Origin of the sequence: Sphingobium cyanobacteriorum (assembly GCF_030580935.1) — a bacterium.
GTDB classification, from domain to species: Bacteria; Pseudomonadota; Alphaproteobacteria; order Sphingomonadales; family Sphingomonadaceae; genus Sphingobium; species Sphingobium cyanobacteriorum.
The window spans coordinates 156,776-180,819 of the sequence record NZ_JAUQOM010000005.1 but is presented as its reverse complement, the minus strand read 5'-3'; the positions used below and the strand labels follow the sequence as shown (position 1 = coordinate 180,819).

The window sequence follows — 24,044 nt, the reverse complement described above, 5'->3', positions numbered from 1 at the left end:
CGCTTCCTTGCTCTCAATCCTGGGCCGCCAGCAACAGCGCGCGCAATTCCGCATCCAGTTCGCGCGGCGCCTGCGCATCGAAGAAGATGTCGAACGCCAGTGCCGCCTGCCCGATCAGCATCTCAAGCCCGTCGAGCGTCTTGAGGCCCCGCGCCCGCGCCGCCTTGAGCAGGCCCGTCTCCAGCGGCGCATAGACGATGTCATACACCGTCGCATCGGCGGCGAGCGGGGCCAGGTCCAGCGCCAGCGCCGGCTGGCCGACCATGCCCAGCGAGGTCGCATTGACCAGCAGGTCGGCGGCGGGCAACGCATCGCCCAGGCCGATCGCCCGGCCCTTCACCCCTGCCCGGTCGAGCAGTGCCTGCCCCTTGGCGCGATCCCGCGCCAGGATCGTGATGTCCGGCACGCCCAGGCTGGTGAGTGCGAACAGGATCGCGCGCGCCGCGCCGCCCGCGCCGACCAGCACCGCGCGCTGCCCCCTCCATTTGTCGCGCAGCAAGGGCTGGAGGAAACCCCCGGCATCGGTGTTGGTGCCGATCAGCGGCCCGCCGGTTTCGCTCGCGATCGTGTTGATCGCGCCGATCCGTTCCTGCACCCCGCCCGGATCGTCGACATAATCCATCACCGCGATCTTGTGCGGAATGGTGACGTTGCAGCCCAGCCAGTCGGGATCGGCGCGCCGCATCAGGAAATAAGCGGCCAATCCCTGCGGCGTTACATGGGTTTTCCTGTATTCCGCCTCGATATTGAGCGCATCGAGCCAGAAATTATGGATCAGCGGCGACTTGCTGTGGTCGATCGGATCGCCGATCACTTCGGCATAGGGGAGGCTGTCGGTCATGCCGCCAAAACGCCGCGCACACGCAGAAAGTCAAGCAAAGGCAGCAGCGGCAGGCCCTGAATCGCAAACTGGCTGCCCTCCACCTTGCTGAATATCTGCACCCCCGGCCCCTCGATCCGGTAACAGCCCACGCACCAGCGCAATGCGTCCCAGTCCGCGTCCAGATAAGCGGTGATGAATGCATCGGACAGCGACCGCACCGTCATCCGCACCCGCTCGACATGGCGCCAGATCGGCTCGCCGTTCAGCACGATCACCGCCGCGCTGTGAAGATGATGCACCCGGCCCGACAGCAGGCGCAATATCCGTTCGGCATCGGCCCGGTCGACTGCCTTGTCGATCATCGCGCCGCGCCCGTCGCCATCGCCGATGCTCAGCGTCTGGTCGCAGCCCAGCACCAGCGCGCCCGGCACCCGGCGCGACACCTTGAGCGCCTTCAGTTCCGCCAGCGCATCGGCCAGCGCGCGCGCATCCAGACCGTCCGAACGCAGCGCCTCTTTCGCCGCTTCCTCGTCCACGCCGGGCGACAGCGCCTCGAACGGCACCTGCGCGGCGGTCAGCAGCGCCCGGCGGCTCGCGCTTTGCGACGCCAGCACGATCATGCGCCCTGCCCTCCCTCGGCCAGTTCGCGGTCGTTGAACAGGTTGATGATGGCCGCGGCCGCTTCCTCGATCGACCGGCGGGTCATGTCGATCACCGGCCAGCCATTGTCGGCGAACATGCGCCGGGCGAAGGCCAGTTCCTCCTGCACCTTCTCATTGTCGACATAGGCCGTCTCCGGCGCCTGGTTGAGCGAGAGCAGCCGGTTGCGCCGGATCTGGATCAACCGTTCCGGGCTGACGGTCAGGCCCACCACCATGGGATGTTTCAACCCGTACAGATTGCGCGGCGGCGGCGATTCCGGCACCAGCGGGATATTGGCGGTCTTGTAGCCGCGATTGGCGAGGTAGATGGAGGTCGGCGTCTTGGACGCGCGCGACACGCCCGCCAGCACGATGTCGGCCTCCTCCCAATTTTCATGCCCCACGCCATCATCATGGGCGATGGTGAACTGGATCGCCTCGATCCGGGCGAAATAGGCCTCGTCCAATATATGCTTGCGCCCCGGCCGGGTCCGCGTTTCCTGCCCCAATATGTTGGACAGCGCATCGGCCACGCTGTCCAGCGCAGCGACATGGGGCAGGCCCAGCGCGCGGCAGCGCGTCTCCAGCCGCTTGCGCAACGGATGGTTGGTCAGCGTGAACAGCACCAGCCCCGGATTGGCGGCGATTTCCTCCATGATCCGGTCGAGATGGACATCGGACCGCACCATTGGCCAGAAATGGCGGATCGCTTCGACATTTTCAAACAGGCCGATCGCCGCCTTGGCGATATTCTCCAGCGTTTCGCCGGTGGAGTCCGAAAGGAGATGCAGGTGGATACGCGCCATGGGCATATCTCTGTTGGAGGGCTGTGGATAAATCAAGGGATGAATCCGGGGATGAAATCCCGCTTTTCTCCCGTCCCCGCTGGCCTGACTCTTATCCACAAGCCCTCAACAGACCCCTATTTCCATGCACAGCCTGTGGATAACGGGGACAGAAAGGCTGACTCGGACTGGTTTGCGTCACTCTTGTGAGTCAAGTTGTTGGCAAAAGCGGGCACAGCGCATAAACCCCGCTGCCAACCGCCCTACTATCTCCATCATCCTATGAATCTAAATATAATAGAGAGAAGAGTCTGATGCGCTTCGACGCCCCGGCCAGCCGGAATGACAGTCTGGCGGTAAAGCCGCTCCTTGCCGTCCTTGATGGCGCGCGCCCTGCCGTGCCGCCGATGTGGCTGATGCGCCAGGCCGGCCGCTATCTCCCCGAATATCGCGCGCTCAGGGCGGAAAAAGGGGGATTTCTGGAACTGGTCTATGACAGCGAAGCCGCCGCCGAAGTCACGCTCCAGCCGCTCCGCCGGTTCGGGTTCGACGGCGCGATCCTCTTTTCCGACATTTTGATCGTGCCCTATGCGATGGGACAGGATCTCTGGTTCGAGGCCGGCGAAGGCCCGCGCCTCGCCCCGATCCTTGACCAGACCGACCTGTCGGCGCTGAAACCCGATTTCAGCCGCTTCGAGGCGGTCTATGAAACGGTGCGGCGGGTGAAGGCGGCGCTGGACCCTGCCGTCACCTTCCTGGGCTTTGCCGGCAGTCCCTGGACCGTCGCGACCTATATGGTGGCGGGGCAGGGCAGCAAGGATCATGGCGCGGCCCGCCGCATGGCCTATCAGCAGCCCGACCGTTTCGCCGCGCTGATCGACGCGATCGTCGATGCGACCGTCACCTATCTTTCCGGCCAGATCGACGCCGGGGTGGAGGCGGTGCAACTGTTCGACAGTTGGGCCGGCAGCCTTGCCCCGCACCAGTTCCAGCGCTGGGTGATCGAACCGAACAAGGCGATCGTGGAGAGGCTCAAGGCGCTGCACCCGACCATCCCGATCATCGGTTTCCCCAAGGGTGCGGGCGCCAAACTTGCCGACTATGCCATCCAGACCGGGGTGGATGCGGTCGGCGTCGATGAAACGATCGATCCCCATTGGGCGAACCAGGCACTGCCGAAGGGCATGCCGGTGCAGGGCAATCTCGATCCGCTGGCGCTGATCGCCGGCGGTCGCGCGGTGGAGGAGGCTGTCGACACGATCCGCGCCGCCTTTGCCGACCGGCCGCATATCATGAACCTTGGCCATGGCATTTTGCCCGACACCCCCATTGCGCATGTCGAAGCGCTCATTAGCTATGTGCGGCAGTAGGGAGTTTTGACCATGGCCTATCTCGGCGCCGCCTATCTCTGGGTGAAGGCCGCCCATGTCATCTTCGTCATCTTCCTGATGGCGGGGCTGTTCATGATGCCCCGTTTCTTCGTCTATCATCAGGAAACAACGCCGGGATCGCCGGAGGACAAAAGCTGGATCGCGCGCGAGACGCGGCTGCTCAAGATCATCCTCAATCCCTCGCTGGTCCTCACCTGGCTGTTCGGCCTGATGCTGATGGTGGAGATCGGCGCGTGGCATTTCGGCTGGTTTCACCTGAAACTGCTCTTCGTGCTCGGCCTGTCGGGCTATCATGGCTGGATCGCGGGCTATACGAAAAAGCTGGCGCGGGGCCAGCGGCCGCTGACCGACAGGCAGTTGCGGATGCTCAACGAAGTCCCCGGCATCGCCGCGGCCGTCATCGTCATCGCCGTGATCGTGAAGCCTTTCTAAAATCGTTTGATTCGTCCTTGCGCGCGCAAGGACGCAGTGGATCAATCTGCCGTCATCCCGCTCCAGGCGGGTCGGCCGGGGCTATGGCCCGCGCACCTGGGCGGGCTGGGCGGTCGGCGGGCTGATCAAGCAGTTCGCCTGAATCAGGCTGGATCGACCGCGATGTTATCGATCAGCCGGGTCTTGCCCAGCTTCGCCGCGCCCAGCAGCCGGGCGGGCCGGTCCAGCACCTGCATCGGTTCCAATGTCGCCGCGTCGCACAGCGTCACATAGTCGATCGGGCCGAAACCATGCGCCGCCAGCGCCGCGATCGCCTGCGCCAGCACGCCTGCGACCGGCTCACCCCGTTCGATATGCCGTTTCGCCTCGCCCAGCGCGCGGGGCAGGGCCAGCGCCGCCTTGCGCTCCTCGTCGGTCAGATAGGCGTTGCGGGATGACAGGGCGAGGCCGTCCTCGGCCCGCTGGGTCGGCATCCCCACAATCTCTATGTCGAGGTCGAGGTCGGCGACGAAGCGACGGATCACCGCCAGTTGCTGATAATCCTTCTCGCCAAAGATCGCGACATCGGGCTGCACCTGGTTGAACAGCTTCGTCACCACCGTCGCGACCCCGTCGAAATGGCCTGGCCGCGCCGCGCCGTCCAGCCCGTCGCTGATCCCCGACACGCTGACAGTGGTGGCATAGCCGGTAGGGTACATGACCTCCACGCCCGGCGCCCACAGAATATCGACTCCCGCTGCGCTCAGCATCTGCGCATCCTTGGCTTCGCGCCGGGGATAGGCGTCCAGATCCTCATGTTCGCCAAATTGCCGGGGATTGACGAAGATCGACACGACGACATGGCGCCCATGTCGGCGGGCTTCTTCCACCAGCGCCATGTGCCCGTCATGCAGCGCGCCCATGGTCGGCACCAGAACCAGCGGCTTTCCGTCGCTTTTCAATATGTCGATGGCAGAGCGGAGGGCGGGCAGGTCACGCAGCGTTTGCACGGAAAGAACGGCTCCGATAAGGGCGACAGGATGATGCTGTCCTGCTAGGCTTCCGCTGGCGCGACCGTCAACAAACATTGCGACAATCAACGGGGTTATCAGGGTCCAATGGGCAATCCGCAGCCGCATCTCATCGTTTTCGCCAATGAAAAGGGTGGCACCGGCAAGTCGACCACGGCGGTCCACACCGCCATCGCGCTGTCCGCGCTGGGCCATCGTGTCGGCATGATCGACCTCGATCCGCGCCAGCGCACCGTGACCCGCTATATGGAAAATCGCCGCGAAACCGCGCGTCGCCGCGCCATAGAGCTGCCGACCCCCGATTTTGCGGTCTTTACCGGCGACAGCATCGCCGCGCTTGACGACCAGGTGATAGCGCTGGCGGTGGGCAAGGATTTCCTGGTCGTCGACACGCCCGGTCGTGACGACCTGTTCGCCCGTCATATCGCTCCGCACGCCAACACGCTGGTGACGCCGATGAACGACAGTTTCGTCGATTTCGACCTGATCGGCCAGGTCGATCCCGAAACCTTCAAGGTGCGCCGCCTGTCCTTCTATTCCGAACTCATCTTCGAAACGCGCAAGGCGCGGGCAAAGGTCGATGGCGTGTCGATCGACTGGGTGGTGCTGCGCAACCGCGTCCAGCATCATGACGCCCGCAACAAGAAGCGGGTTGGCGACGCGCTGATGGAATTGTCGCGCCGGGTCGGCTTCCGGGTCATTCCGGGCCTGTCGGAGCGCGTCATCTTCCGCGAACTCTTCCCCTCCGGCCTCACCCTGCTCGACAAGGGGCATCTGGGCGAACTGGGCGTCAGCCATATCGCCGCGCGGCAGGAACTGCGCGAAATGGTGTCTGGCCTGGCGCTGCCGACTGGCGAGGGCCTGGCGTCGCTGGACCTGCTCGGCGCAGCCTGATGGGCGCGCTCGCGCTGTTGCTCGCCGCGCTGGCGATCTGGCTGATCTGGACGGGAAGGCTGCAACGCATGACGGCAAAGGATGGCATGGCGCTCGGCGCGGCGCTGGTGGGCGCGGTGCTGGCGGCCAAGGGCAAGCCGGTGCTGGGCGCACCGCTGCTGATCGGCGCAGCGCTCTTCTTCGCCAGGCAGGGCAATCGCCGGGCCAAGGCGCGCCAGCGGCCCGCCGCCCCGATCGCCCCGCCACCCGCCGATGACGTGGCAAGGGCGCGCGCGCTGCTGGGCGTTGCGCCCGATGCCGACGCACAGGCGATCCGCGCCGCCCATCGCCGCCTGATCGCCTCGGTCCATCCCGACAAGGGCGGCACCGAAGCGCTCGCCGCCCAGATCAACGCCGCGCGCGACCTGTTGCTGGACGATCGGGCGCAGGGGTGAGCCATTGTTTCGACCCGATCCTGCTGCGCGACTATGATCTGCGCGGCACGGTGGGGGATACGCTCCACGCCGCCGACGCCTGGGCGCTGGGTCGCAGCTTCGGCACGGTCATCGCCCGCGCGGGCGGTCGACGCATCGCTGTGGGCCGTGACGGACGGCTGAGTTCGCCGATGCTGGAGGATGCGCTGGTCGCGGGGCTGGTGGCGACCGGCATCGCCGTGCTGCGCATCGGCCTTGGCCCGACGCCCATGCTATATCATGCCGAAATGACGGCCGATGTGGATGGCGGCATCCAGATAACCGGCAGCCATAATCCCGGCGATCAGAATGGCTTCAAGCTGGTGCACCGCCACGCGCCCTTCTTCGGCGCGGACATTCAGACGCTGGGCGCGATGGCGGCGGCGGGCGACTGGGAATCGGGCGCAGGCGCGGTCGACACCATCGCCATCATGGATGCCTATGTCGCGCGGCTGATGCAGGGCTTCGATGGTCCCGCCTGCCGCATCGGCTGGGACGCGGGCAATGGCGCGGCCGGGCCGGTGGTCGAGAAACTCGCGCAACTGCTCCCCGGTGAGCATCATCTGCTCTTCACCCAGCCAGACGGCCATTTTCCCAACCATCATCCCGATCCTTCCGAAGAGAAGAATCTGGCTGATCTGCGCGCGCTTGTCCGCGACAAGCGGCTCGATTTCGGTGTGGCTTTCGATGGTGACGGCGACCGCATCGGCGTGGTGGACGGGCGGGGACGGGTGATCGCCGGCGACCAGTTGCTCGGACTCTTCGCGCAGCATGTCCTGCAAAAGCGGCCTGGCGCGCTGATCGTGGCCGATGTGAAGGCCAGCCAGACCGTTTTTGACCGCATCACCGATCTGGGCGGACAGCCCGACATGTGGAAAACCGGGCACAGCCATATCAAGTCCAGAATGAAGCAGACTGGCAGCCCGCTGGGTGGCGAAACGACCGGCCATCTCTTCTTCGCCGACGATTATCCCGGCTATGATGACGGCCTTTACGCCGCTGTCCGCCTGATCCGGCTCGTTTCGGCGCTGGGCCAGAGCGTTACCCGGCTTTGTGATGGTCTGCCGACCAGCATCATCACCCCTGAATTACGTTTCCCCGTGCCTGAATCGCGCAAATTCGCGGTGATCGGGGAAGTGCTGGCCCGGTTGCGCGCGGCCGGTGCGGACATCTGCGCGATCGACGGCGCCCGTGTGCGCACACCCGTTGGCTGGTGGCTGTTGCGCGCGTCCAATACCCAGGCCGCATTGGTAGCGCGGGCAGAGGCGTGCGACGAATCGGGTCTGGCGTTGCTGCTGGGGCAACTGGATTCGCACCTGGCTGATTCGGGCGTATCGCGCGGGTCCGAATCGGAAATGTAACGATCGGCCGGATATTTTTCGGGATCGATACCGTTTTCTTGTGCAACTTTCCCTTAGGGAAAGCAGGAGTGATGCCCATGGTTGCAGAAAATGCAATCAGACACGCATCTTTCGCATTTGCGACAATTCTCGCTGCACCGCAAAAGGAACGGGCCTTTCAGGCATCCTCTCCTAAAACTTTACAGCCGCCTTCACAGGCGGCTTTTTTTTGCTTTTTTTAGCGTCGCTTTCGTGCGGGGCCGTAACGTCCACAGACTGCTAACCATCACGCGCAGCAGGAAACGCACCTTTTTACGGCCGTTCGATACTGGAAATTAACCGCATCTTTGGTAAGCGGCTTCGCGCATAAGCCGGTCCGCTCCCCTCGCAATGGCGCTGACCACCGGCAGCACAAGAGTCGCATGTCTAAGCAGAGGATATTCCATGTTCCCCAGCCGCCGTCTTGCCTACGCCCTGTTCGCCAGCGCGGTCATGGTCGCGCCGCTACCGGCCTTTGCCGGCGGATTCTATCTTCAGGAACAATCGCCGCTCGAAACCGGCCGCGCCCTGTCCGGCGGCGCGGCGGCGGGGGACGACCCCTCGACCATCTATTTCAACCCGGCGGCGATGACGCAGTTGGACGGCATTCAAACTTCGGTCGGTGGAATCGCGCTGTTCGCGTCGGCGCGCCAGAGCAATCGGGGTAGTAGCCGGACTCTGCCTCGGACAGTGCTTTTCCCAAATGCGAATGATCCGATCTCCGGCAACGATGGCGGCAATCCGTTCGAAAGCGTCATCCCCATCCCCAGCTTCTACGCCAGCGCGCAGGTCAGCGACCGTCTGTGGCTCGGTCTGGGCGTCAACGCGCCTTTCGGACTGAAGCTGGAATATGACGACGGCTTTTTCGGTCGCTATGATTCGCTCTACACCGACCTTAAAACCTACAATATTCAGCCGTCCTTCGCTTATAAGTTCACCGACAGCCTTTCCATCGGCGGCGGCGTGGACGTGCAATATGTGAAGGCTGAACTGACCAACGCCTTGCCACAATTATTCCCAAATCAGATTGTTGCTGTGCCAGGCGGTCCTTCTGGACCTTTTGCGCCCTCCGGACCAGCTTCCGGGTTAGCGCTTGTTGCGCTTCCTGACGGCTTTGCCAGCCTGAAGGGCGATGACTGGTCGGTCGGCTGGAATGCGGGCCTGTTCTACACCAGTGGCGACACCAACTGGGGCGTGCACTATCGATCGGGCATCAGCCACACGCTGGCCGGCACGCAGACCGTGTCCGGCCTGCTCGGCCCGATCGCGGCGGGCAATGGCGATTTCGCAGTCACCGCACCGCTGAACCTGCCTGATATCGCCACCATCTCCATGATGCACAGGCTGACGCCCAGGTTGCGCGTGATGGTCACGGCCAAATGGTATAACTGGTCGCGGTTCAAGGGCATCGCCGTCACTTCGGCGGCCGGCACGACCAACAAGGAACTGGATTATCGCGACAGCTATTCGGTCAGCGCCGGCGGCGAATATGATGTCAGCCCCGCGCTCACCCTGCGCGCGGGCACGATGTTCGATCGTTCGCCGACCAATCCGCAGCATCTGACCACCCGCGTCCCTGATGGCGATCGCGTCTGGCTCACCGGCGGGGCGACTTTCAACATCTCCTCGGCGGCGGCGCTGAACCTCAGCTACGCCCATATTTTCGTGGAAAAGGCGAACATCATCCGCCCGGACAGCTATTATCCGTCGCCGGCCACCGTCACCGCGACGACGCTGGCCCGGACCAGCGGCAATGCCGATCAGGTCGCCGCATCGGTCACGCTGCGTTTTTAAGTGTCGTCGCACCAGCCCGCACCACCCGGCCACCCATTCAGGATTGTCTGCGGTCGGTCGGGGGGGGGGGCGCGCGCTGGTGCGGCACGTTTCAGCAAAGCTGAAACACACAAGGACTCCTGCTTCTAACCGCCACAAAACATCCCTATAGAGGCTTCTTAGCTGACGGAGCCTCTTTTCATGTCTGACCATAATCCCGGCCTGCGCCCCTGGCGCGACATAGCGCGGCGGCAGTCGCGCCAGATCATGGTCGGCAATGTCCCCGTCGGCGGCGGTGCGCCGGTCACGGTCCAGACCATGACCAACACGCTGACCCACGATATCAAGGGCACGATCGACCAGATCCGCCGCTGCGAGGAAGCGGGCGTCGACATCATCCGCGTGTCCTGCCCCGACGAGGAATCGACCGCAGCCCTGAAGCAGATCGTCCGCGCGGCGCGCGTGCCGATCGTCGCCGACATCCATTTCCACTATAAACGCGCGCTTGAAGCGGCCGATGCAGGCGCTGCCTGCCTGCGCATCAATCCGGGCAACATCGGCAGCGAAGCGCGGGTGAAGGAAGTGGTCGACGCGGCCAAGGCCAATGGCTGCTCGATCCGCATCGGCGTCAACGCCGGCAGCCTCGAAAAGGATCTGCTCGAAAAATATGGCGAGCCATGCCCCGACGCGCTGGTCGAATCCGCGCTCGACCATATCAAGCTGCTCCAGGACCAGGATTTCCACGCCTACAAGGTTGCGGTGAAGGCAAGCGACATATTCCTCGCCGTCGCCGCCTATGCGCAGCTTGCCGATGCGGTCGACTGCCCGCTGCACCTGGGCATCACCGAGGCCGGCGGCCTGATCGGCGGGACGGTGAAGAGCGCGATCGGCATCGGCAACCTGCTCTGGGCCGGGATCGGCGACACGATTCGCGTCTCGCTTTCCGCCGAACCGGAGGAGGAAGTGCGGGTCGGTTATGAGATATTGAAATCGCTCGGCATCCGCACCCGCGGGGTCAAGGTCATTTCCTGCCCCTCCTGCGCGCGCCAGGGCTTCGACGTGATCCGCACCGTGCAGGCGCTGGAGGAACGGCTCCAGCATATCCACACGCCGCTCTCGCTCTCGGTGCTGGGCTGCGTCGTCAACGGCCCCGGCGAAGCGCGCGAGACCGATATCGGCCTGACCGGCGGCGGCGCTGGCAAGCATATGGTCTATCTGTCGGGCGTCACCGACCATATCGTGCAGGATGCCGACATGGTCGATCATATCGTCAGGCTGGTCGAAGCCAAGGCGGCCGAGATCGAAGCGTCGAACGTCGAAGCCGACATGACCGACGCGGGCAAGGCGGAAGCGGCGGAATAGGCCCCGCCATTGCGTGCACAATCCGGCGGGTTCGCCATTCCCTTTTTCGTCACCTGTGTGGGGGTCGCGCTTTTTTCCGTCATGGATGCGGCGATGAAGGGGCTTGGCCTCGCCATCGGCCTCTACAACGCCCTGTTCTGGCGCGCTGCCGCCGGAACGGTCCTTGGCCTTGCCCTGATGCTGCTCACCCGCCAGCGCTGGCCCGCGCGCAGGGTGCTGCGCATCCACCTGCTGCGCGGGACCGTGGTGGCGCTGATGGCCGGTTTCTTCTTCTGGGCGCTGCTGCGCATGCCGCTGGCAGAAGCGATCGCGCTCTCCTTCATCGCGCCGCTCATCGCCCTCTATCTCGCGGCCTTGCTGCTCAAGGAAAGGGTGGGGCGGCAGGCGGTCGTCGCTTCCCTGCTGGGCCTGGCGGGCGTCGGCATCATCCTGTCCGGCCGGGTGCAGGGGGGCTATGGCGCCGATGCGCTGCTCGGCGCGGGCGCGGTGCTCATGTCGGCGGTCCTGTTCGCCTGGAACCTCATCATCCAGCGCCAGCAGGCGCAGCTTGCCTCACCGATCGAAGTCGCCTTCTTCCAGCATCTCGTCATGCTGGCCATCTTTGCCATCGGCGCGCCCTTCTGGGCGGTCGTCCCGTCAGCAAAAGCCGTACCGCTGGTGCTGCTTTGCGCGACCCTGGCCTTCACCTCGCTCGCCGCGCTCGCCTGGGCCTATGCGCGGGCAGAGGCGCAGCGGCTGATCCCGGTCGAATATAGCGCCTTTCTCTGGGCGGCGCTGGTGGGCTGGGTGGCGTTTGGCGAGCGTTTGACCTTGGCCACGGTGGCGGGCGCAATGCTGATCATTGTCGGCTGCCTTATCGCCACGCGCACGAAACGGACCGACGCTTTTGATCAGGGTCCACATGTGGAGGCCGGCGCAGCATGAGCATCATCATCAGGGCGGCGGTGGCTGCCGACATCGATACCATCCACGCCTTCATCCTGGCGCTAGCCGATTATGAGCGGTTGTCCCATGCGGTGAAGGCGGATCGCGATATGCTCGCCCGCTACCTGTTCGGCCCCCGCCCGATGGCCGAAGTGCTGATCGCGGACCATGGCGGCGCGCCGGTCGGCTTCGCCCTCTTCTTCCACAATTTCTCGACCTTCGAAGGGCGTCCCGGCCTCTATCTGGAGGATCTGTTCGTCCTGCCGCAGGCGCGCGGGCTGGGCGCGGGCAAGGCGTTGCTCGCACGGCTGGCCGCGCTGGCGATCGACCGCGACTGCGCCCGGCTCGAATGGTCGGTGCTGGACTGGAACGAACCCGCCATCGCCTTCTACCGCTCGCTTGGCGCGCGGCCGATGGACGCATGGACGGTGCAGCGCGTCGATGGCGATGCGCTGGCGGCGCTCAGCGCTTCAGCCCGTCCTCGATGCTGACGAACAGCATGCCCAGGGCGAAGAGGCTGAGCGCGATGGCGACGAAGGTGGGATAATAAGTGGCGATCATGGCGGTGGTCCTTTCTGCCCGCCGCTTGTGCGACGCCGGGCCACGCCCGCGCCATAAGGGATGATACGGATGGCCTGGGACGAGCCGAGAGGGCGCGCTCTTGACCCGGACTCCCCGCTTGGCGCATTGTGCCGGAACGGAACATTGGGGGGACAAGCAATCATATGGCCGTCGGCCGCACCGTGAAACGCTCGCCGGAATGGCGCGAAATGCTCAAGCGCAGCCTGATCCGCAGCGGTGCGCTGATCGGCGCGATCGCGCTCATCGTCGCGACCCTGTTCCTGGCGCTGGCGCTGCTCAGCTACACGCCCAGCGATCCGTCGCTGATGACCGTGGCGGGGGACGGCGTGGCCAATATCATGGGTCCGCCCGGTGCCTGGACGGCCGATATCATGCTGCTTCTGTTCGGCGTGCCGGTGGTGCTTGTCCTGCCGCTGATGGCGATCACCGCGCGTCGCCTGTGGGGCGACCAGGACATGAGCGGCTGGAAAGGCCAGTTCGGCAAATGCCTGTTCGGCATCGTCCTGATCGGCATCGCGCTGGCCCTGTTTCAGCCCGAACCGCTGGTCGGCCTGCCGTCCGGGTGGGGCGGCATGATCGGCCTTGCATCGGCCAAGGGCATTTACAGCCTGCTCGCGCAGGCGCCCGTCGCCGCCCCGTGGATCAAGGGGGGGGTGATCGTCCTTGCCCTCATTCTCGGACTCTTCACCTGGTATCGCAGCCTGGCGCTTGAAAAGCCGATCATCGCGCTGCGTCGTCCGTCTTTGCCCAGGCTCAGCCTGCCGCGCCCCAGCCTGGCCTTCGCCAGCGGCGATGCGGCCGTTGACGAAAATGACGACGACACGGGCGAGCGGGTCATCGCCCCGCGCAAGCAGGTGTCCAACGAACCCAAGCCGCCCATCACCATCCAGACGCCCAAACCCGCCCCGGCCCAGCGCGCGATGGCGCCGGTCAGTCAGGACGACCTGTTCGGCAACAGTTCGCTGCCCTCGCCCGACCTGCTCAATCCCGTGCCCGTCAGCCAGGGCGGCAAGATCGACAAGGCCGCGCTGGAGCGTAACGCCCGGCTGCTCGAATCCGTGCTCGACGACTTCCATGTGAAGGGCAATATCGTCGAAGTGCGGCCCGGCCCGGTCGTCACCATGTACGAACTGGAACCCGCGCCCGGCATCAAGGCCAGCCGGGTCATCGCGCTGGCCGACGATATCGCCCGCAACATGTCGGCGCTCTCGGCCCGTGTCGCGACGATTCCGGGGCGCACCGTCATCGGCATCGAACTGCCCAACGCCCATCGCGAGGGCGTGTCCTTCCGCGAACTCATCACCAGCGAACAATTTGGCGGCGAAGGGACGCTGCCGATCATCCTGGGCAAAAATATTTCGGGCGAACCGATCATCGCCGACCTGGCGCCCATGCCGCATCTGCTGATCGCGGGCACCACCGGGTCGGGCAAGTCGGTCGGCCTCAACGCCATGATCCTGTCGCTGCTCTATCGCATGACGCCCGACCAGTTGCGCCTGATCATGATCGACCCCAAGATGCTGGAACTGTCGACCTATGACGACATTCCGCATCTGCTCTCCCCGGTCGTCACTGAACCGGCCAAGGCGATCCGCGCGCTCAAATGGGCGGTGGAGCAGATGGAGGACCGCTATCGCATGATGGCGTCCATTTCCGTCCGCAACCTCGCCAACTATAATGAGAAGGTGCGCGCCGCCAAGGCGAAGGGCAAGCCGCTCGGCCGCCGTGTCCAGACCGGCTACGATCCCGAAAGCGGCAAGCCGATCTATGAGGAGGAGCAACTCGACTTCCAGCCGCTGCCCCAGATTGTGGTGGTGGTGGACGAACTGGCCGACCTGATGATGACGGCGGGCAAGGAAGTCGAGTTCCTGATCCAGCGCCTCGCGCAAAAGGCGCGCGCGGCCGGCATCCACCTCATCCTCGCGACCCAGCGGCCGTCGGTGGACGTGATCACCGGCGTCATCAAGGCGAACCTGCCGACCCGCATCAGCTTCTTCGTCACGTCAAAGATCGACAGCCGCACCATTTTGGGCGAGCAGGGCGCCGAACAATTATTGGGCAAGGGCGACATGCTCTACATGCACGGCGGGAAGGGGTTGATGCGCGTCCATGGTCCCTTCGTGTCCGACGATGAAGTCCGCGTCGTCGCCGATCATTGGCGCGCACAGGGCCAGCCCGACTATATCCAGGCCGTCACCGAGGAACCGGAAGAAGGCAGCTTCGCCCTCGATGGCGTCGATCTGGGCGACGACAGCCCCGACGCGCAACTGTTCCGCAAGGCGTGCCAACTGGTGTTCGAAAACCAGAAGGCGTCGACCAGTTGGCTGCAACGCCAGCTTCGTGTCGGATATAATAGTGCGGCCCGCCTGATCGAAAAGATGGAGGAGGAAGGGCTGGTCGGCCCGCCCAACCATGTCGGCCGTCGCGAAGTGTTGCGCGATGAAAATGGCAATCCGCTCTGATGAAGGCACAGGGTATCGCGATTGCATATCGTGCAATCGCCCTTGCCCCCTTCGCATTTGCAGCATGAACGGGATTGGGCCAGTAGGGTCAGGCCTTTCAGGCATCCTCTCCTTAAAACTTTTCGGGCCGGTCTTTGGATCGGCCCTTTTTTTGGCGATATTCTTCTTCGCCAATTTTTCCCTGTGCCCGGACCAAAGGCCGCGCCGCGCCGACAGCATGGCGGGCGCGCCGCGCACATGGAGGACGCAGATGCCCTGTCAGGCGCGGATCGCACCCTCATCTGGTCGCAAAGCTTGCTATTTCGGAACAGGCGGGTTCACAGCGGGTTCAAGCCCGATCTTCTAGCCCCATCCTTCCTGAACAACCGGAGTTGAATGTCATGCAGCGCCGTCTTGCGCCCCTGATCCTGGCCTTTGCCGCCGTGCCGATCGCCCTGCCGGTCATCGCGCCGGCGGCTGCCCAGCAGGCGTCGTCCGACCTTACGCAGGTCAACGCCTATATCCGCGCCGTCACCACCATGACCGCCGATTTCAGCCAGACCGACCGCAATGGCCAGACCCTGACCGGCCAGATCACGCTGAAGCAGCCGGGCAAGATCCGCTTCCAATATCAAAAGGGCGTGCCCCTGCTGATCGTGGGCGACGGCAAGGCGCTGACCATGATCGATTATGAAGTGCGCCAGGTGCAGCGCTGGCCGATCGGCAATTCGCCGCTGGGCGCGCTGCTCGATCCCTCCAAGGATCTGGCGAAATTCGGCAAGGTCATCCCCAGCGGCGATCCGACGATCCTGAGCGTTCAGGCGCGCGATCCCAAACGCCCCGAATTCGGCACCATCACCATGATCTTCAAGCGTGACGCCGGCAGCCCGGCGGGCCTGCAACTTTATGGCTGGGTCGCGCTCGATTCGCAGAACAACCGTACCGCGGTGCGCCTGACCAACCAGCGTTATGGCGCGCCAGTGGCCGATTCGGCCTTCCGCTGGACCGATCCGCGGCCCAAGGGGCGCTCGGCTGGCGGTTGAATCGAGCGCCCCGCGCGACGGATGGACGGCTATTCAAATTCGTTCATCTGCCGCTCATATGCGGGGCGCTAATCAGAAATCCACGGCGCGAGGCCAAACCGGGATTTCCCCCCTGTTACCCGGTCCCCACCTCCCGTCGCGAAGCGCTTCAAGGGCGCGATCGAGACCCCCGTTCCACGCCCCCGGAGCGGGGGTCTTACCGTGTCCGCGACTTGCGCAATATCGCGCGCCCTCCTAGGGCTGGCGTCATGGCCGACACCCTTTCCATCTGCTCCTGGAACATCAACTCCGTCCGCGCGCGCATCGACATCGTCGAACAGTTGCTGCGCCAGGAAGCACCCGACATATTATGCCTTCAGGAAACCAAGGTGGTGAACGACATCTTCCCCACCGACATGTTCAGACGGCTGGGCTATGTCCATCAGGTGCTGAACGGCCAGCGGATGCACCATGGCGTCGCGATCATGAGCAAGGTGCCGATTCACGAGGATGACCGTTTCGACTGGCAGGCCAATGGCGAAGCGCGCCATGTCGGGGTCCGGCTCGACAATGGCGTGCGGATCGAAAATGTCTATGTCCCGGCCGGCGGCGACATTCCCGATCGTGACGTGAACCCGAAATTCGGCCAGAAGCTCGATTTCCTCGAACGCATGATCCAATGGTCCTCGGCTCTGGCGGACAAGCCGACCATATTGACCGGCGATTTCAATATCGCGCCGCTGGAATGCGACGTGTGGAGCCACAAGCAGTTGCTGAACGTCGTCAGCCACACGCCCATCGAGTGCGAGATTCTGGGCCGCTTGCAGGCGTCGAACGACTGGGTCGATATCGGCCGCCATTTCCATCCCGCCCCCGCGCGCCTCTACACCTGGTGGAGCTACCGCGCGAAGGACTGGGCCGAATCGGATCGCGGCCGCCGCCTCGACCATATGTGGATGACGCGCGACGTGGCGGACAAGGCGGTCGGCCACCGCGTGGTCGAACCCGCGCGCAACTGGGGCAAACCGTCCGACCATATCCCTATCATCACCGAATTCGCCTTCTGATGCCGGGGATGGTTCATCGGCCTGCCAACGGGCGTGACGCCGCCCGCGCGATCGATGCGCTGCGCCGGGGCTGGGCGATCCGCCTGCGCGGGGCGGACGGCGCGATCCGGCTGATGGCGATCGAGGGCGCGGACGCGGTGACGCTGGCCGGCTTCGATCCCGACGGCCGCGCCGATATCCTCATCTCTGCCGCCCGCGCCGACACATTGAAGCTCGCCAACCAGCTCGCCGCCGCCGATCCCGACCTGCCGGTGCTGGTCGCGCGCGCGCCCTGGATCGACGCCGATGTCGCCACCGCCATCTCCGACCCGGTGCTCGACCTCGCCTCGCCGTTGAAAGGTCCGTTCCGCGCCCGCACATTGCCCGCGCCGCAGGCGGCCAAGGCCGCGCTCCGGCTCGCGCGCCTGGCCGGCATCCTGCCCGCCTATTTCCTGTGCGAAGGCGACGGCCCGGTCGAAGTGGACCTCCACGCCGATGCTGTCGCCGCCTATGACGACGCGATCCGCCTCGCCATCGCCACCCGCGCCCGCCTGCCCGTGTCGGCCAGCGAAAGCGCGGAGATCATCGCCTTCCGCAGCCCGGACGAACCGCGCGAGCATGTCGCGCTGGTCGTGGGCAAGCGCGATTCCTCGCCGCCGGTCATCCGCCTGCACAGCGAATGCCTGACCGGCGACGTGCTGGGCAGCCTGAAATGCGATTGCGGCCCGCAACTGCATGAAGCGCTGCACCGGATCGCCGACGCGCCCTGGGGCATCCTCCTCTATCTGCGACAGGAAGGGCGCGGCATCGGCCTCGTCAACAAGCTGCGCGCCTATGCGATGCAGGACCAGGGGTTCGACACGGTCGACGCCAATGTGCGTCTGGGCTTTGCGATCGACGCGCGCGATTTTTCGGTCGCGGCGCGGATGCTCGACCTGCTCGGCGTGCGTGCCGTGCGGCTGCTGACCAACAATCCCGACAAGGTGGCGGGGCTGGAAGCGGCCGGGATTCGCGTGACCGAGCGGCTGCCGATCATCCTGCCGGCCAACCCGCACAATGAACGGTATCTCGCCACCAAGCGGGACCGCACCGGCCACCAGCTATGACCTTGAAGGCATGAATAGTCTCCGCGTCGATGGCGGCGCGGGTCGCCTGACCTTCGGCGACTGGGCGATGGAATGCACCATCGGCCGGGACGGCGTCTGCGCAGCCGGCGACAAGCGGGAGGGGGACGGCCGCACGCCGCTTGGGCTTTGGCCGATCCGGGGCGTGCTGCTGCGGCCCGGCAAGGTCGCGGCGACCGGGATCAGGCTCCCCTGGCGCTGGATCAGGGGCAATGATGGCTGGTCGGACGATCCCGCCGACCCCGCCTATAACCGCCCGGTCCGCCTGCCACGCGCCTTTTCCGCCGAAAGCCTGATCCGCAGCGACGATGCCTATGATGTCATCATCGTCCTGGGTCATAATGACGCGCCGCCGGTGCCGGGGCAGGGGAGCGCGATCTTCTTCCATCTGTCCGAAGGCCGACCCACCGCCGGCTGCATCGCGGTGGACCGGGCCGACATGCTGCGCCTGCTCCCCCGGCTCGCGCCGGGCGATGCGGTCGCGGTCATGTCATAGGGACATGCGCCTGCGAAAGCAGGCGCATCGCCGGCTTCACGCCATCTCCAGCGCTTCACCCACCTCGCCACCGGCCGCTTCCAGCAACCGCCGCTCCAGCGTCTGCAACCGCCCCTTGCTCTCGATCTTCCCGCCCAGCAGATCGGTGACATAGAAAGTGTCGACCGCGCGCTCGCCATAGGTGGCGACATGGGCGCTATGCACCGTCACCTTGGACTGGAACAGCGCATTGGCCAGGCTGAACAACAGCGCCGGCCGGTCGCGCGCATTGACCTCGACCACGGTGAAGCGGTTCGACGCCTTGTTGTCGATCAGCACATTGGGTTCGATGCGGAACGCTTCGGCGCGGGTCCGGGTTAGCGGCCGCGCCGCCAGCTTGGTGATCAGCCGGTGCCGGTTCGACAGTGAATCCTCGATCGCATTGCGGATGCGGGTCAGTTGGTCGGGACTGTGAAATGCCCCCCCCATCGGGTCCTGCACCAGGAAATTGTCGATCGCCACGCCATCGCGCGTCGTATGGATGCGCGCGTCGATGATGTTGCCGCCGGCCAGATGGATCGCGCCGGCAATGCGATAGAACAGCCCCGGATGGTCGGCGGCATAGACAGTCACCAATGTCGCGCCGCGCTGCGGATAATATTGCGCCGCGATCGACAGGGGCGCGTCGCCCGACGCCAATATATGTTGCGCGTTGTGGAACAGGATATCCTCAGGCTCTGCGATCCAGTAGGATTCAGGCAACCGCCGGCTGAACGCCGCGAAGGCGGCTTCGTCCATGCCCAGCGCCTGCCTCAGCCCCTGCTGCTTGGCGGTGACGCGCTCGCTGCGCCCCTTCTGCTTGTGGCCCAGGCGCAGCACTTCTTCGGCCGATTCATACAGGTCGCCCAGCAACTGGCGCTTCCAGCTATTCCACACCCCCGGACCCACCGCGCGAATATCCACCACCGTCAGGCACAGCAGCAGGCGCAACCGTTCCGGGCTTTGCACCACATCCACGAAATCCAGGATCGTCTTGTAATCGGCCAGGTCGCGCTTGAACGCGGTGGCCGACATCAGCAGGTGATAGCGCACCAGCCAGGCGACCGTCTCCGTTTCCGCCGGGCTCAGGCCCAGGCGCGGACACAGATGTTCGGCCACCTCCGCGCCCAACAGGCTGTGGTCGCCGCCGCGCCCCTTGGCGATATCGTGCAGCAGCACCGCGACATAGAGCACCCGGCGCGACAACAGCTTGCCCATCAGCTCGGTCGCCAGCGGATGATCCTCCGGCAGGTCGCCCTTCTCGATCCGCGCCAGCAGGCCGACCGCGCGGATGGTATGCTCGTCGACCGTATAATGATGATACATGTCGAACTGCATCTGCGCGACGACGCGGCGGAAATCGGGCACGAACCGGCCGAACACGCTCGATTCGTTCATCCAGCGCAGCACCGTTTCGGGATCGCGCGGGGATGTGAGCACCTCCATGAAGGCGGCATTGGCGCGCGGGTCGCGCCGTATCTTGGCATTGATCAGCCCGGCGTCGCGGCTGGCCGTCCGCATGGCGCTGGGATGGATCTGCAATCCATGCTTGTCCGCCACGGCGAATATCTCCAGCATCCGCACCGGGTCGGCCTGAAAGAAATCGTCGCTCGGCAACGACAGCCGCCCGCGATCCAGCACGAACCCGTCCAGCTTCTTGGGCCGGCGGAAGATGGCCGGGATATAGCGTCGCCCTTTCGACCCCATCTGGTCGTCCAGATGCGCCAGGAACACGGCGGTCAGGTCGCCCACGATCTTGGCGTTCAGGAAATAATAGCGCATGAAGCGCTCGACGCCCGATCGGCCGGCGCGCCCGGTAAAGCGCATCCGCGTCGCCGTCTCCAACTGAAGGTCGAAGGTCAGCCGGTCCTCGGCGCGGCCGGTGATGGTGTGCAGGTGGCATCGCACCGCCCACAGGAAATCCTCGGCCTTCTGGAACTGGCGCAATTCCACGTCGGTCAGCAGGCCGACATCGACCAGTTCGGCAAGTGATTTCACCCGGTTCACATATTTGCCGATCCAGAACAGGGTGTGCAGGTCGCGCAGCCCGCCCTTGCCCTCCTTCACATTGGGTTCGACGACATAGCGGCTGTCGCCCATCCTTTTGTGCCGCTCCTCGCGCTCCTCCAGCTTCTCGGTCACGAAGGCGCGGGCATTGCCCTGCATCACCTCCGCGTCGAAGCGGACCGACGTTTCCTCGTACAGTGCGCGATCGCCCCAGATATAGCGCGCTTCCAGCAGGGCGGTGCGCACGGTCAGGTCGCTCTTGGCCATCCGCATCGTCTCGTCGACCGAACGGCTGCTATGCCCGACCTTCAACCCCAGGTCCCACAGCGAATAGAGCATCGATTCGATGACCTGTTCGGTCCAGCCGGTCGGCTTCCACGGGGTGATGAAGCCGATATCGACATCGCTGTGCGGCGCCATCTCGCCCCGGCCATAGCCGCCCACCGCGATCAGCACGATCCGTTCGCCGGTGCTGCGATTGCCGGCCGGATAGAGATGATGGGTCGTCGCGTCATAGAGCAGGCGCAAAATCTGGTCGATCAGAAAGGCAAAGGCCGTCACCGACTCCCGCCCGCGCGTGGGCTTGGCCTCCAGCCGCCGCGCGACTTCCGCCCGGCCTTCGTCCAGCGCCGCCTTCAATTCCTTGACCACCGCCGCGCGCAGCCGCACGCCATCCCCCCGATGGTCTTGCGCCAGGGCGTTGATCCTGTCGGAAATCGCGCGCCGGTCGATGATCGCGCGGCGCGATCCCAGGGCGGGGAATTGCATGACCATCGGCCTTATCTAGTCATGCCGCGCGTCGGCGGCCAGTTGTTTCAATCGGTAAAGCTGATCGAGTGCTTCACGCGGGGACAGCGCATCGGCATCGATCGCGTCGATCGCCGCGCGCAGCGGGTCGACTGTCGCTTCCGCCTGCGCGGCGACGGCGGCGAACAGCGGCAGGTCGTCCAGCCCCGCGGCGATCCCGCCGGTCCTGGCCTTCCCCGCCTCCAGCCGCGCCAGCACGTCCTTCGCGCGCTTGAGCACGGCGGGCGGAAGCCCCGCCAGCCGCGCCACCGCCAGCCCATAGCTGCGATCCGCCGGCCCGTCGCTCAGCTCGTGCAGCAGGATCAGGTCGCCCTTCCACTCGCGCGCCCGGACATGGTGCAGCGACAGCGACGCCAGCGTCTCGGCCAGCCGCGTCAGTTCATGATAGTGGGTCGCGAACAGGCAGCGGCACCGATTGACCTCATGCACCGCCTCCACCACCGCCCAGGCCAGCGCCAGCCCGTCATAGGTGGATGTGCCGCGCCCGACCTCGTCCAGTATGACGAAGCTGCGCGGCGTCGCCTGCGCCAGGATCGCCGCCGTCTCGACCATCTCCACCATGAAGGTGGAGCGTCCTCTGGCCAGATTGTCCGACGCGCCCACCCGGCTGAACAATCGGTCCACCAGCGTCAGCGTCGTCGATTGCGCAGGGACGTAACCTCCAGCCTGCGCCAGGATGACGATCAGCGCATTCTGCCGCAGGAAGGTCGACTTGCCGCCCATGTTCGGGCCGGTGACGAGCCACAGCCGGTCATTGTCGGACAGGCGGCAGTCATTGGCGACGAAGGGCTGGCCTTCCTTGCGCAGTGCATCCTCCACCACCGGATGCCGTCCGCCCACAATGTCCAGGCATGGACCCGCGCCGTCATCGGCCACGAAATGGGGCCGCTGCCAACCGCCCTCCGCCGCCCGTTCGGCCAGCGCCGCGGCGACATCGAGCCGCGCCAGCGCCTGCGCCGCGCGGGCGATATCGGCCTTATGGTCCAGCACCGCGCCGATCAGTTCCTCCAGATGCGCGGCCTCGGCGACCAGGGCATGGGCACCCGCCTGGGCGACGCGGCCGGCCTCTTCATGCAGGTCGACTGAATTGAACCGCACCACCCCGGCCAGCGTCTGGCGATGGGTGAAGCCGCTGTCGGGCGCCATCAGCGTGTCGGCGGCGCGGGCGGGCACCTCGACATGATAGCCCAGCACGCCATTATGCCGGATCTTGAGCACGGAAATGCCGGTCTGTTCCCGATATTTCGCCTCCAGCGCGGCGATCGCGCGGCGACCGTCCCCCGCCATCCGGCGCAACTCGTCCAGCGCGGGGTCATAGCCGTCGGCGATATAGCCGCCGTTCGCCGTCTCGGTCGGCGGCGCAGGCACCAGCGCGCGGGCGAGCGCATCGACCAGCGCGCCATGCCCGTCCAGCGCCGGCAGCAACTGCTGCAACAGATGCGGCGCGTCGGCGATCCGCCCCAGCCGCTCGCGCAGGAGCCGCGCCTCGCCCAGGCCGTCGCGCAACTGCCCCAGGTCGCGCGGGCTGCCCCGTCCCACCGCCACGCGCCCCAACGCCCGGCCGATATCGGGCAGCGCCCGCAACACGCCGCGCACCTGGTCGCGCAACGTCGCATCGTCATGGAACAACTGCACCAGCCCCAGCCGCGCCTCGATCATGGACAGGTCCATCAGCGGCGCCGACAGGTCCTGCCCCAGCAATCGCGCGCCCGCGCCCGTCACCGTCCGGTCGATCGCGCCCAGCAGGCTGCCTGCCCGCGCGCCGCCCATGGTGGTCACGATCTCCAGGCTCTCGCGCGTTGCCGCGTCGATCGCGACATGGCTGCCGCTGCTCTGGCGCAACGGCGGGGCCAGGAAGGGCAGGGTGCCCTTGCCCGCATGGTCGAGATAGGCGATCAGCCCGCCCATCGCGGCCAGTTCCGCGCGGCCGAACTGGCCGAACCCGTCCAGCGTCGCGACCCCGAACAGGCGTTTCAATGCGGTTTCCGCACGGCTGCTGGAAAAGGCCGCGCGGTCGAACCTGTGCATGTCCGCCACGTCCAGCGTGGACCCGTCCGCCACCACCGTCTCGCTCGGCCGCAACCGCGCCAGTTCGGCGGGCAGGTCGGCGACCGGGCAGGTCATCGTCTCGAACCGGCCGGTGGAAATGTCGGCGGCGGCGATGCCGATCTCGCCCGCGCCGTCTCCGCTTACCTGCGCCAGCGCGACCAGCATGTTGTCGCGGCGGCTGTCGAGCAACGTCTCCTCGGTCAGCGTGCCGGCGGTGACATAGCGCACGATCGCCCGCGCCACGAGCGTCTTGCCCCCGCGCGCTTTCGCCTGCGCCGGCGTCTCGGTCTGTTCGGCGATGGCGACGCGATGCCCGCCCTTGATCAGCCGCGCGAGATAGGCTTCCGCGCTATGCACCGGCACGCCGCACATCGGGATCGGCACGCCGCCATGCTCGCCCCGGCTGGTCAGCGCGATGTCCAGCGTCGCGGCCGCTTGCCTGGCGTCATCGAAGAACAGTTCGAAAAAGTCGCCCATGCGGTAAAAGAGCAGACAGTCCTGCGCCTGGCACTTGAGCGCCAGATATTGTGCCATCATCGGCGTGGGTTGCGTGCTGCTATCGGTCGGACTGGCCATGGGCCAAGCG

20 protein-coding genes are annotated in these 24,044 nt (G+C 65.5%); 14 read left to right on the top strand and 6 right to left on the bottom strand.

All coding sequences use genetic code 11. The features are described from left to right. Positions 1-13: 13 nt before the first annotated feature. The 3 genes from aroE to Q4610_RS12170 are packed head-to-tail and all read right to left on the bottom strand — an operon-like array spanning position 14 to position 2,270. Positions 14-841, bottom strand: a complete 828-nt coding sequence (gene aroE / locus Q4610_RS12180) for a shikimate dehydrogenase (protein WP_304536218.1) — start codon at positions 839-841, stop codon at positions 14-16. Beyond that, positions 838-1,443, bottom strand: a complete 606-nt coding sequence (locus tag Q4610_RS12175) for a Maf family protein (RefSeq protein WP_304536217.1) — start codon at positions 1,441-1,443, stop codon at positions 838-840. The genes aroE and Q4610_RS12175 overlap by 4 nt, the downstream gene beginning before the upstream one ends. Next, complete coding sequence (locus Q4610_RS12170; RefSeq protein WP_304536216.1) at positions 1,440-2,270, bottom strand: pyruvate, water dikinase regulatory protein; 831 nt, start codon at positions 2,268-2,270, stop codon at positions 1,440-1,442. The genes Q4610_RS12175 and Q4610_RS12170 overlap by 4 nt, the downstream gene beginning before the upstream one ends. A 293-nt stretch (positions 2,271-2,563) precedes the next feature. On the opposite strand from Q4610_RS12170, the gene hemE reads away from it, so the two are divergent. After that, positions 2,564-3,619 (top strand): uroporphyrinogen decarboxylase, encoded by a 1,056-nt coding sequence (gene hemE, locus Q4610_RS12165; RefSeq protein WP_304536215.1) that lies wholly within the window; start codon positions 2,564-2,566, stop codon positions 3,617-3,619. Positions 3,620-3,631: 12 nt separating this feature from the next. Beyond that, a complete protein-coding gene (locus Q4610_RS12160) occupies positions 3,632-4,072 on the top strand; it encodes a CopD family protein (RefSeq protein ID WP_304536214.1) in 441 nt (146 codons plus the stop codon). Between the two features lie 143 nt (positions 4,073-4,215). Here Q4610_RS12160 and panC read toward each other — a convergent pair whose 3' ends face one another. Continuing rightward, on the bottom strand, positions 4,216-5,061 hold the full coding sequence (panC, locus tag Q4610_RS12155) for a pantoate--beta-alanine ligase (RefSeq protein ID WP_304536213.1): 846 nt from the start codon (positions 5,059-5,061) through the stop codon (positions 4,216-4,218). 108 nt (positions 5,062-5,169) lie between these two features. Between panC and Q4610_RS12150 the strand changes: the two genes are divergently transcribed. The 12 genes from Q4610_RS12150 (at position 5,170) to Q4610_RS12095 (ending at position 18,577) form a co-directional block, all read left to right on the top strand. Next, positions 5,170-5,976, top strand: a complete 807-nt coding sequence (locus Q4610_RS12150; protein WP_304536212.1) for a division plane positioning ATPase MipZ — start codon at positions 5,170-5,172, stop codon at positions 5,974-5,976. Continuing rightward, entirely contained in the window at positions 5,976-6,410 is a 435-nt protein-coding gene (locus Q4610_RS12145; RefSeq protein ID WP_304536211.1) for a J domain-containing protein, read from the top strand. Before Q4610_RS12150 ends, Q4610_RS12145 begins: the two co-directional genes overlap by 1 nt. Further along, positions 6,407-7,789 carry a phosphoglucomutase/phosphomannomutase PgmG gene (pgmG, locus tag Q4610_RS12140; protein ID WP_304536210.1) on the top strand — a complete coding sequence of 461 codons (1,383 nt, stop codon included), beginning with the start codon at positions 6,407-6,409 and terminating at the stop codon, positions 7,787-7,789. The genes Q4610_RS12145 and pgmG overlap by 4 nt, the downstream gene beginning before the upstream one ends. A 423-nt stretch (positions 7,790-8,212) precedes the next feature. Continuing rightward, positions 8,213-9,601 (top strand): OmpP1/FadL family transporter, encoded by a 1,389-nt coding sequence (locus Q4610_RS12135; protein ID WP_304536209.1) that lies wholly within the window; start codon positions 8,213-8,215, stop codon positions 9,599-9,601. Positions 9,602-9,781: 180 nt separating this feature from the next. Beyond that, the gene (ispG, locus tag Q4610_RS12130) at positions 9,782-10,942 is read left to right on the top strand and encodes a flavodoxin-dependent (E)-4-hydroxy-3-methylbut-2-enyl-diphosphate synthase (protein ID WP_304536208.1); all 1,161 of its coding nucleotides are present in this window, start codon (positions 9,782-9,784) and stop codon (positions 10,940-10,942) included. 81 nt (positions 10,943-11,023) lie between these two features. Further along, positions 11,024-11,866, top strand: a complete 843-nt coding sequence (locus tag Q4610_RS12125) for a DMT family transporter (RefSeq protein ID WP_304536294.1) — start codon at positions 11,024-11,026, stop codon at positions 11,864-11,866. Further along, complete coding sequence (locus Q4610_RS12120; protein WP_304536207.1) at positions 11,863-12,357, top strand: GNAT family N-acetyltransferase; 495 nt, start codon at positions 11,863-11,865, stop codon at positions 12,355-12,357. The genes Q4610_RS12125 and Q4610_RS12120 overlap by 4 nt, the downstream gene beginning before the upstream one ends. Before the next feature lie 234 nt (positions 12,358-12,591). Further along, on the top strand, positions 12,592-14,910 hold the full coding sequence (locus tag Q4610_RS12115; RefSeq protein WP_304536206.1) for an FtsK/SpoIIIE family DNA translocase: 2,319 nt from the start codon (positions 12,592-12,594) through the stop codon (positions 14,908-14,910). A 380-nt stretch (positions 14,911-15,290) separates the two neighbouring features. After that, on the top strand, positions 15,291-15,932 hold the full coding sequence (locus Q4610_RS12110) for a LolA family protein (protein WP_304536205.1): 642 nt from the start codon (positions 15,291-15,293) through the stop codon (positions 15,930-15,932). A gap of 248 nt (positions 15,933-16,180) precedes the next feature. Next, positions 16,181-16,978 carry an exodeoxyribonuclease III gene (locus Q4610_RS12105; protein WP_304536204.1) on the top strand — a complete coding sequence of 266 codons (798 nt, stop codon included), beginning with the start codon at positions 16,181-16,183 and terminating at the stop codon, positions 16,976-16,978. An 8-nt stretch (positions 16,979-16,986) separates the two neighbouring features. Next, positions 16,987-18,063, top strand: a complete 1,077-nt coding sequence (gene ribA / locus Q4610_RS12100) for a GTP cyclohydrolase II (protein ID WP_304536203.1) — start codon at positions 16,987-16,989, stop codon at positions 18,061-18,063. Positions 18,064-18,073: 10 nt separating this feature from the next. After that, positions 18,074-18,577, top strand: a complete 504-nt coding sequence (locus tag Q4610_RS12095) for a L,D-transpeptidase family protein (protein WP_304536202.1) — start codon at positions 18,074-18,076, stop codon at positions 18,575-18,577. A gap of 36 nt (positions 18,578-18,613) precedes the next feature. Here the strand turns inward: Q4610_RS12095 and Q4610_RS12090 are convergent, their stop codons facing one another. Continuing rightward, positions 18,614-21,376, bottom strand: a complete 2,763-nt coding sequence (locus tag Q4610_RS12090; RefSeq protein ID WP_304536201.1) for a [protein-PII] uridylyltransferase — start codon at positions 21,374-21,376, stop codon at positions 18,614-18,616. Positions 21,377-21,385: 9 nt separating this feature from the next. Then, positions 21,386-24,034 (bottom strand): DNA mismatch repair protein MutS, encoded by a 2,649-nt coding sequence (gene mutS, locus Q4610_RS12085; RefSeq protein ID WP_304536200.1) that lies wholly within the window; start codon positions 24,032-24,034, stop codon positions 21,386-21,388. Positions 24,035-24,044 lie beyond the last annotated feature (10 nt).

Bases quoted from the DNA above. Each gene is read 5' to 3' on its own strand.
- hemE (WP_304536215.1), top strand. From the start codon at position 2,564: ATGCGCTTCGACGCCCCGGCCAGCCGGAATGACAGTCTGGCGGTAAAG.
- Q4610_RS12145 (WP_304536211.1), top strand. From the start codon at position 5,976: ATGGGCGCGCTCGCGCTGTTGCTCGCCGCGCTGGCGATCTGGCTGATC.
- Q4610_RS12170 (WP_304536216.1), bottom strand. From the start codon at position 2,270: ATGGCGCGTATCCACCTGCATCTCCTTTCGGACTCCACCGGCGAAACG.
- Q4610_RS12095 (WP_304536202.1), top strand. From the start codon at position 18,074: ATGAATAGTCTCCGCGTCGATGGCGGCGCGGGTCGCCTGACCTTCGGC.
- Q4610_RS12120 (WP_304536207.1), top strand. From the start codon at position 11,863: ATGAGCATCATCATCAGGGCGGCGGTGGCTGCCGACATCGATACCATC.
- ribA (WP_304536203.1), top strand. From the start codon at position 16,987: ATGGTTCATCGGCCTGCCAACGGGCGTGACGCCGCCCGCGCGATCGAT.
- Q4610_RS12125 (WP_304536294.1), top strand. From the start codon at position 11,024: ATGGATGCGGCGATGAAGGGGCTTGGCCTCGCCATCGGCCTCTACAAC.
- Q4610_RS12105 (WP_304536204.1), top strand. From the start codon at position 16,181: ATGGCCGACACCCTTTCCATCTGCTCCTGGAACATCAACTCCGTCCGC.
- Q4610_RS12175 (WP_304536217.1), bottom strand. From the start codon at position 1,443: ATGATCGTGCTGGCGTCGCAAAGCGCGAGCCGCCGGGCGCTGCTGACC.
- Q4610_RS12090 (WP_304536201.1), bottom strand. From the start codon at position 21,376: ATGGTCATGCAATTCCCCGCCCTGGGATCGCGCCGCGCGATCATCGAC.
- aroE (WP_304536218.1), bottom strand. From the start codon at position 841: ATGACCGACAGCCTCCCCTATGCCGAAGTGATCGGCGATCCGATCGAC.
- Q4610_RS12115 (WP_304536206.1), top strand. From the start codon at position 12,592: ATGGCCGTCGGCCGCACCGTGAAACGCTCGCCGGAATGGCGCGAAATG.
- mutS (WP_304536200.1), bottom strand. From the start codon at position 24,034: ATGGCCAGTCCGACCGATAGCAGCACGCAACCCACGCCGATGATGGCA.
- Q4610_RS12135 (WP_304536209.1), top strand. From the start codon at position 8,213: ATGTTCCCCAGCCGCCGTCTTGCCTACGCCCTGTTCGCCAGCGCGGTC.
- ispG (WP_304536208.1), top strand. From the start codon at position 9,782: ATGTCTGACCATAATCCCGGCCTGCGCCCCTGGCGCGACATAGCGCGG.
- Q4610_RS12150 (WP_304536212.1), top strand. From the start codon at position 5,170: ATGGGCAATCCGCAGCCGCATCTCATCGTTTTCGCCAATGAAAAGGGT.
- Q4610_RS12110 (WP_304536205.1), top strand. From the start codon at position 15,291: ATGCAGCGCCGTCTTGCGCCCCTGATCCTGGCCTTTGCCGCCGTGCCG.
- Q4610_RS12160 (WP_304536214.1), top strand. From the start codon at position 3,632: ATGGCCTATCTCGGCGCCGCCTATCTCTGGGTGAAGGCCGCCCATGTC.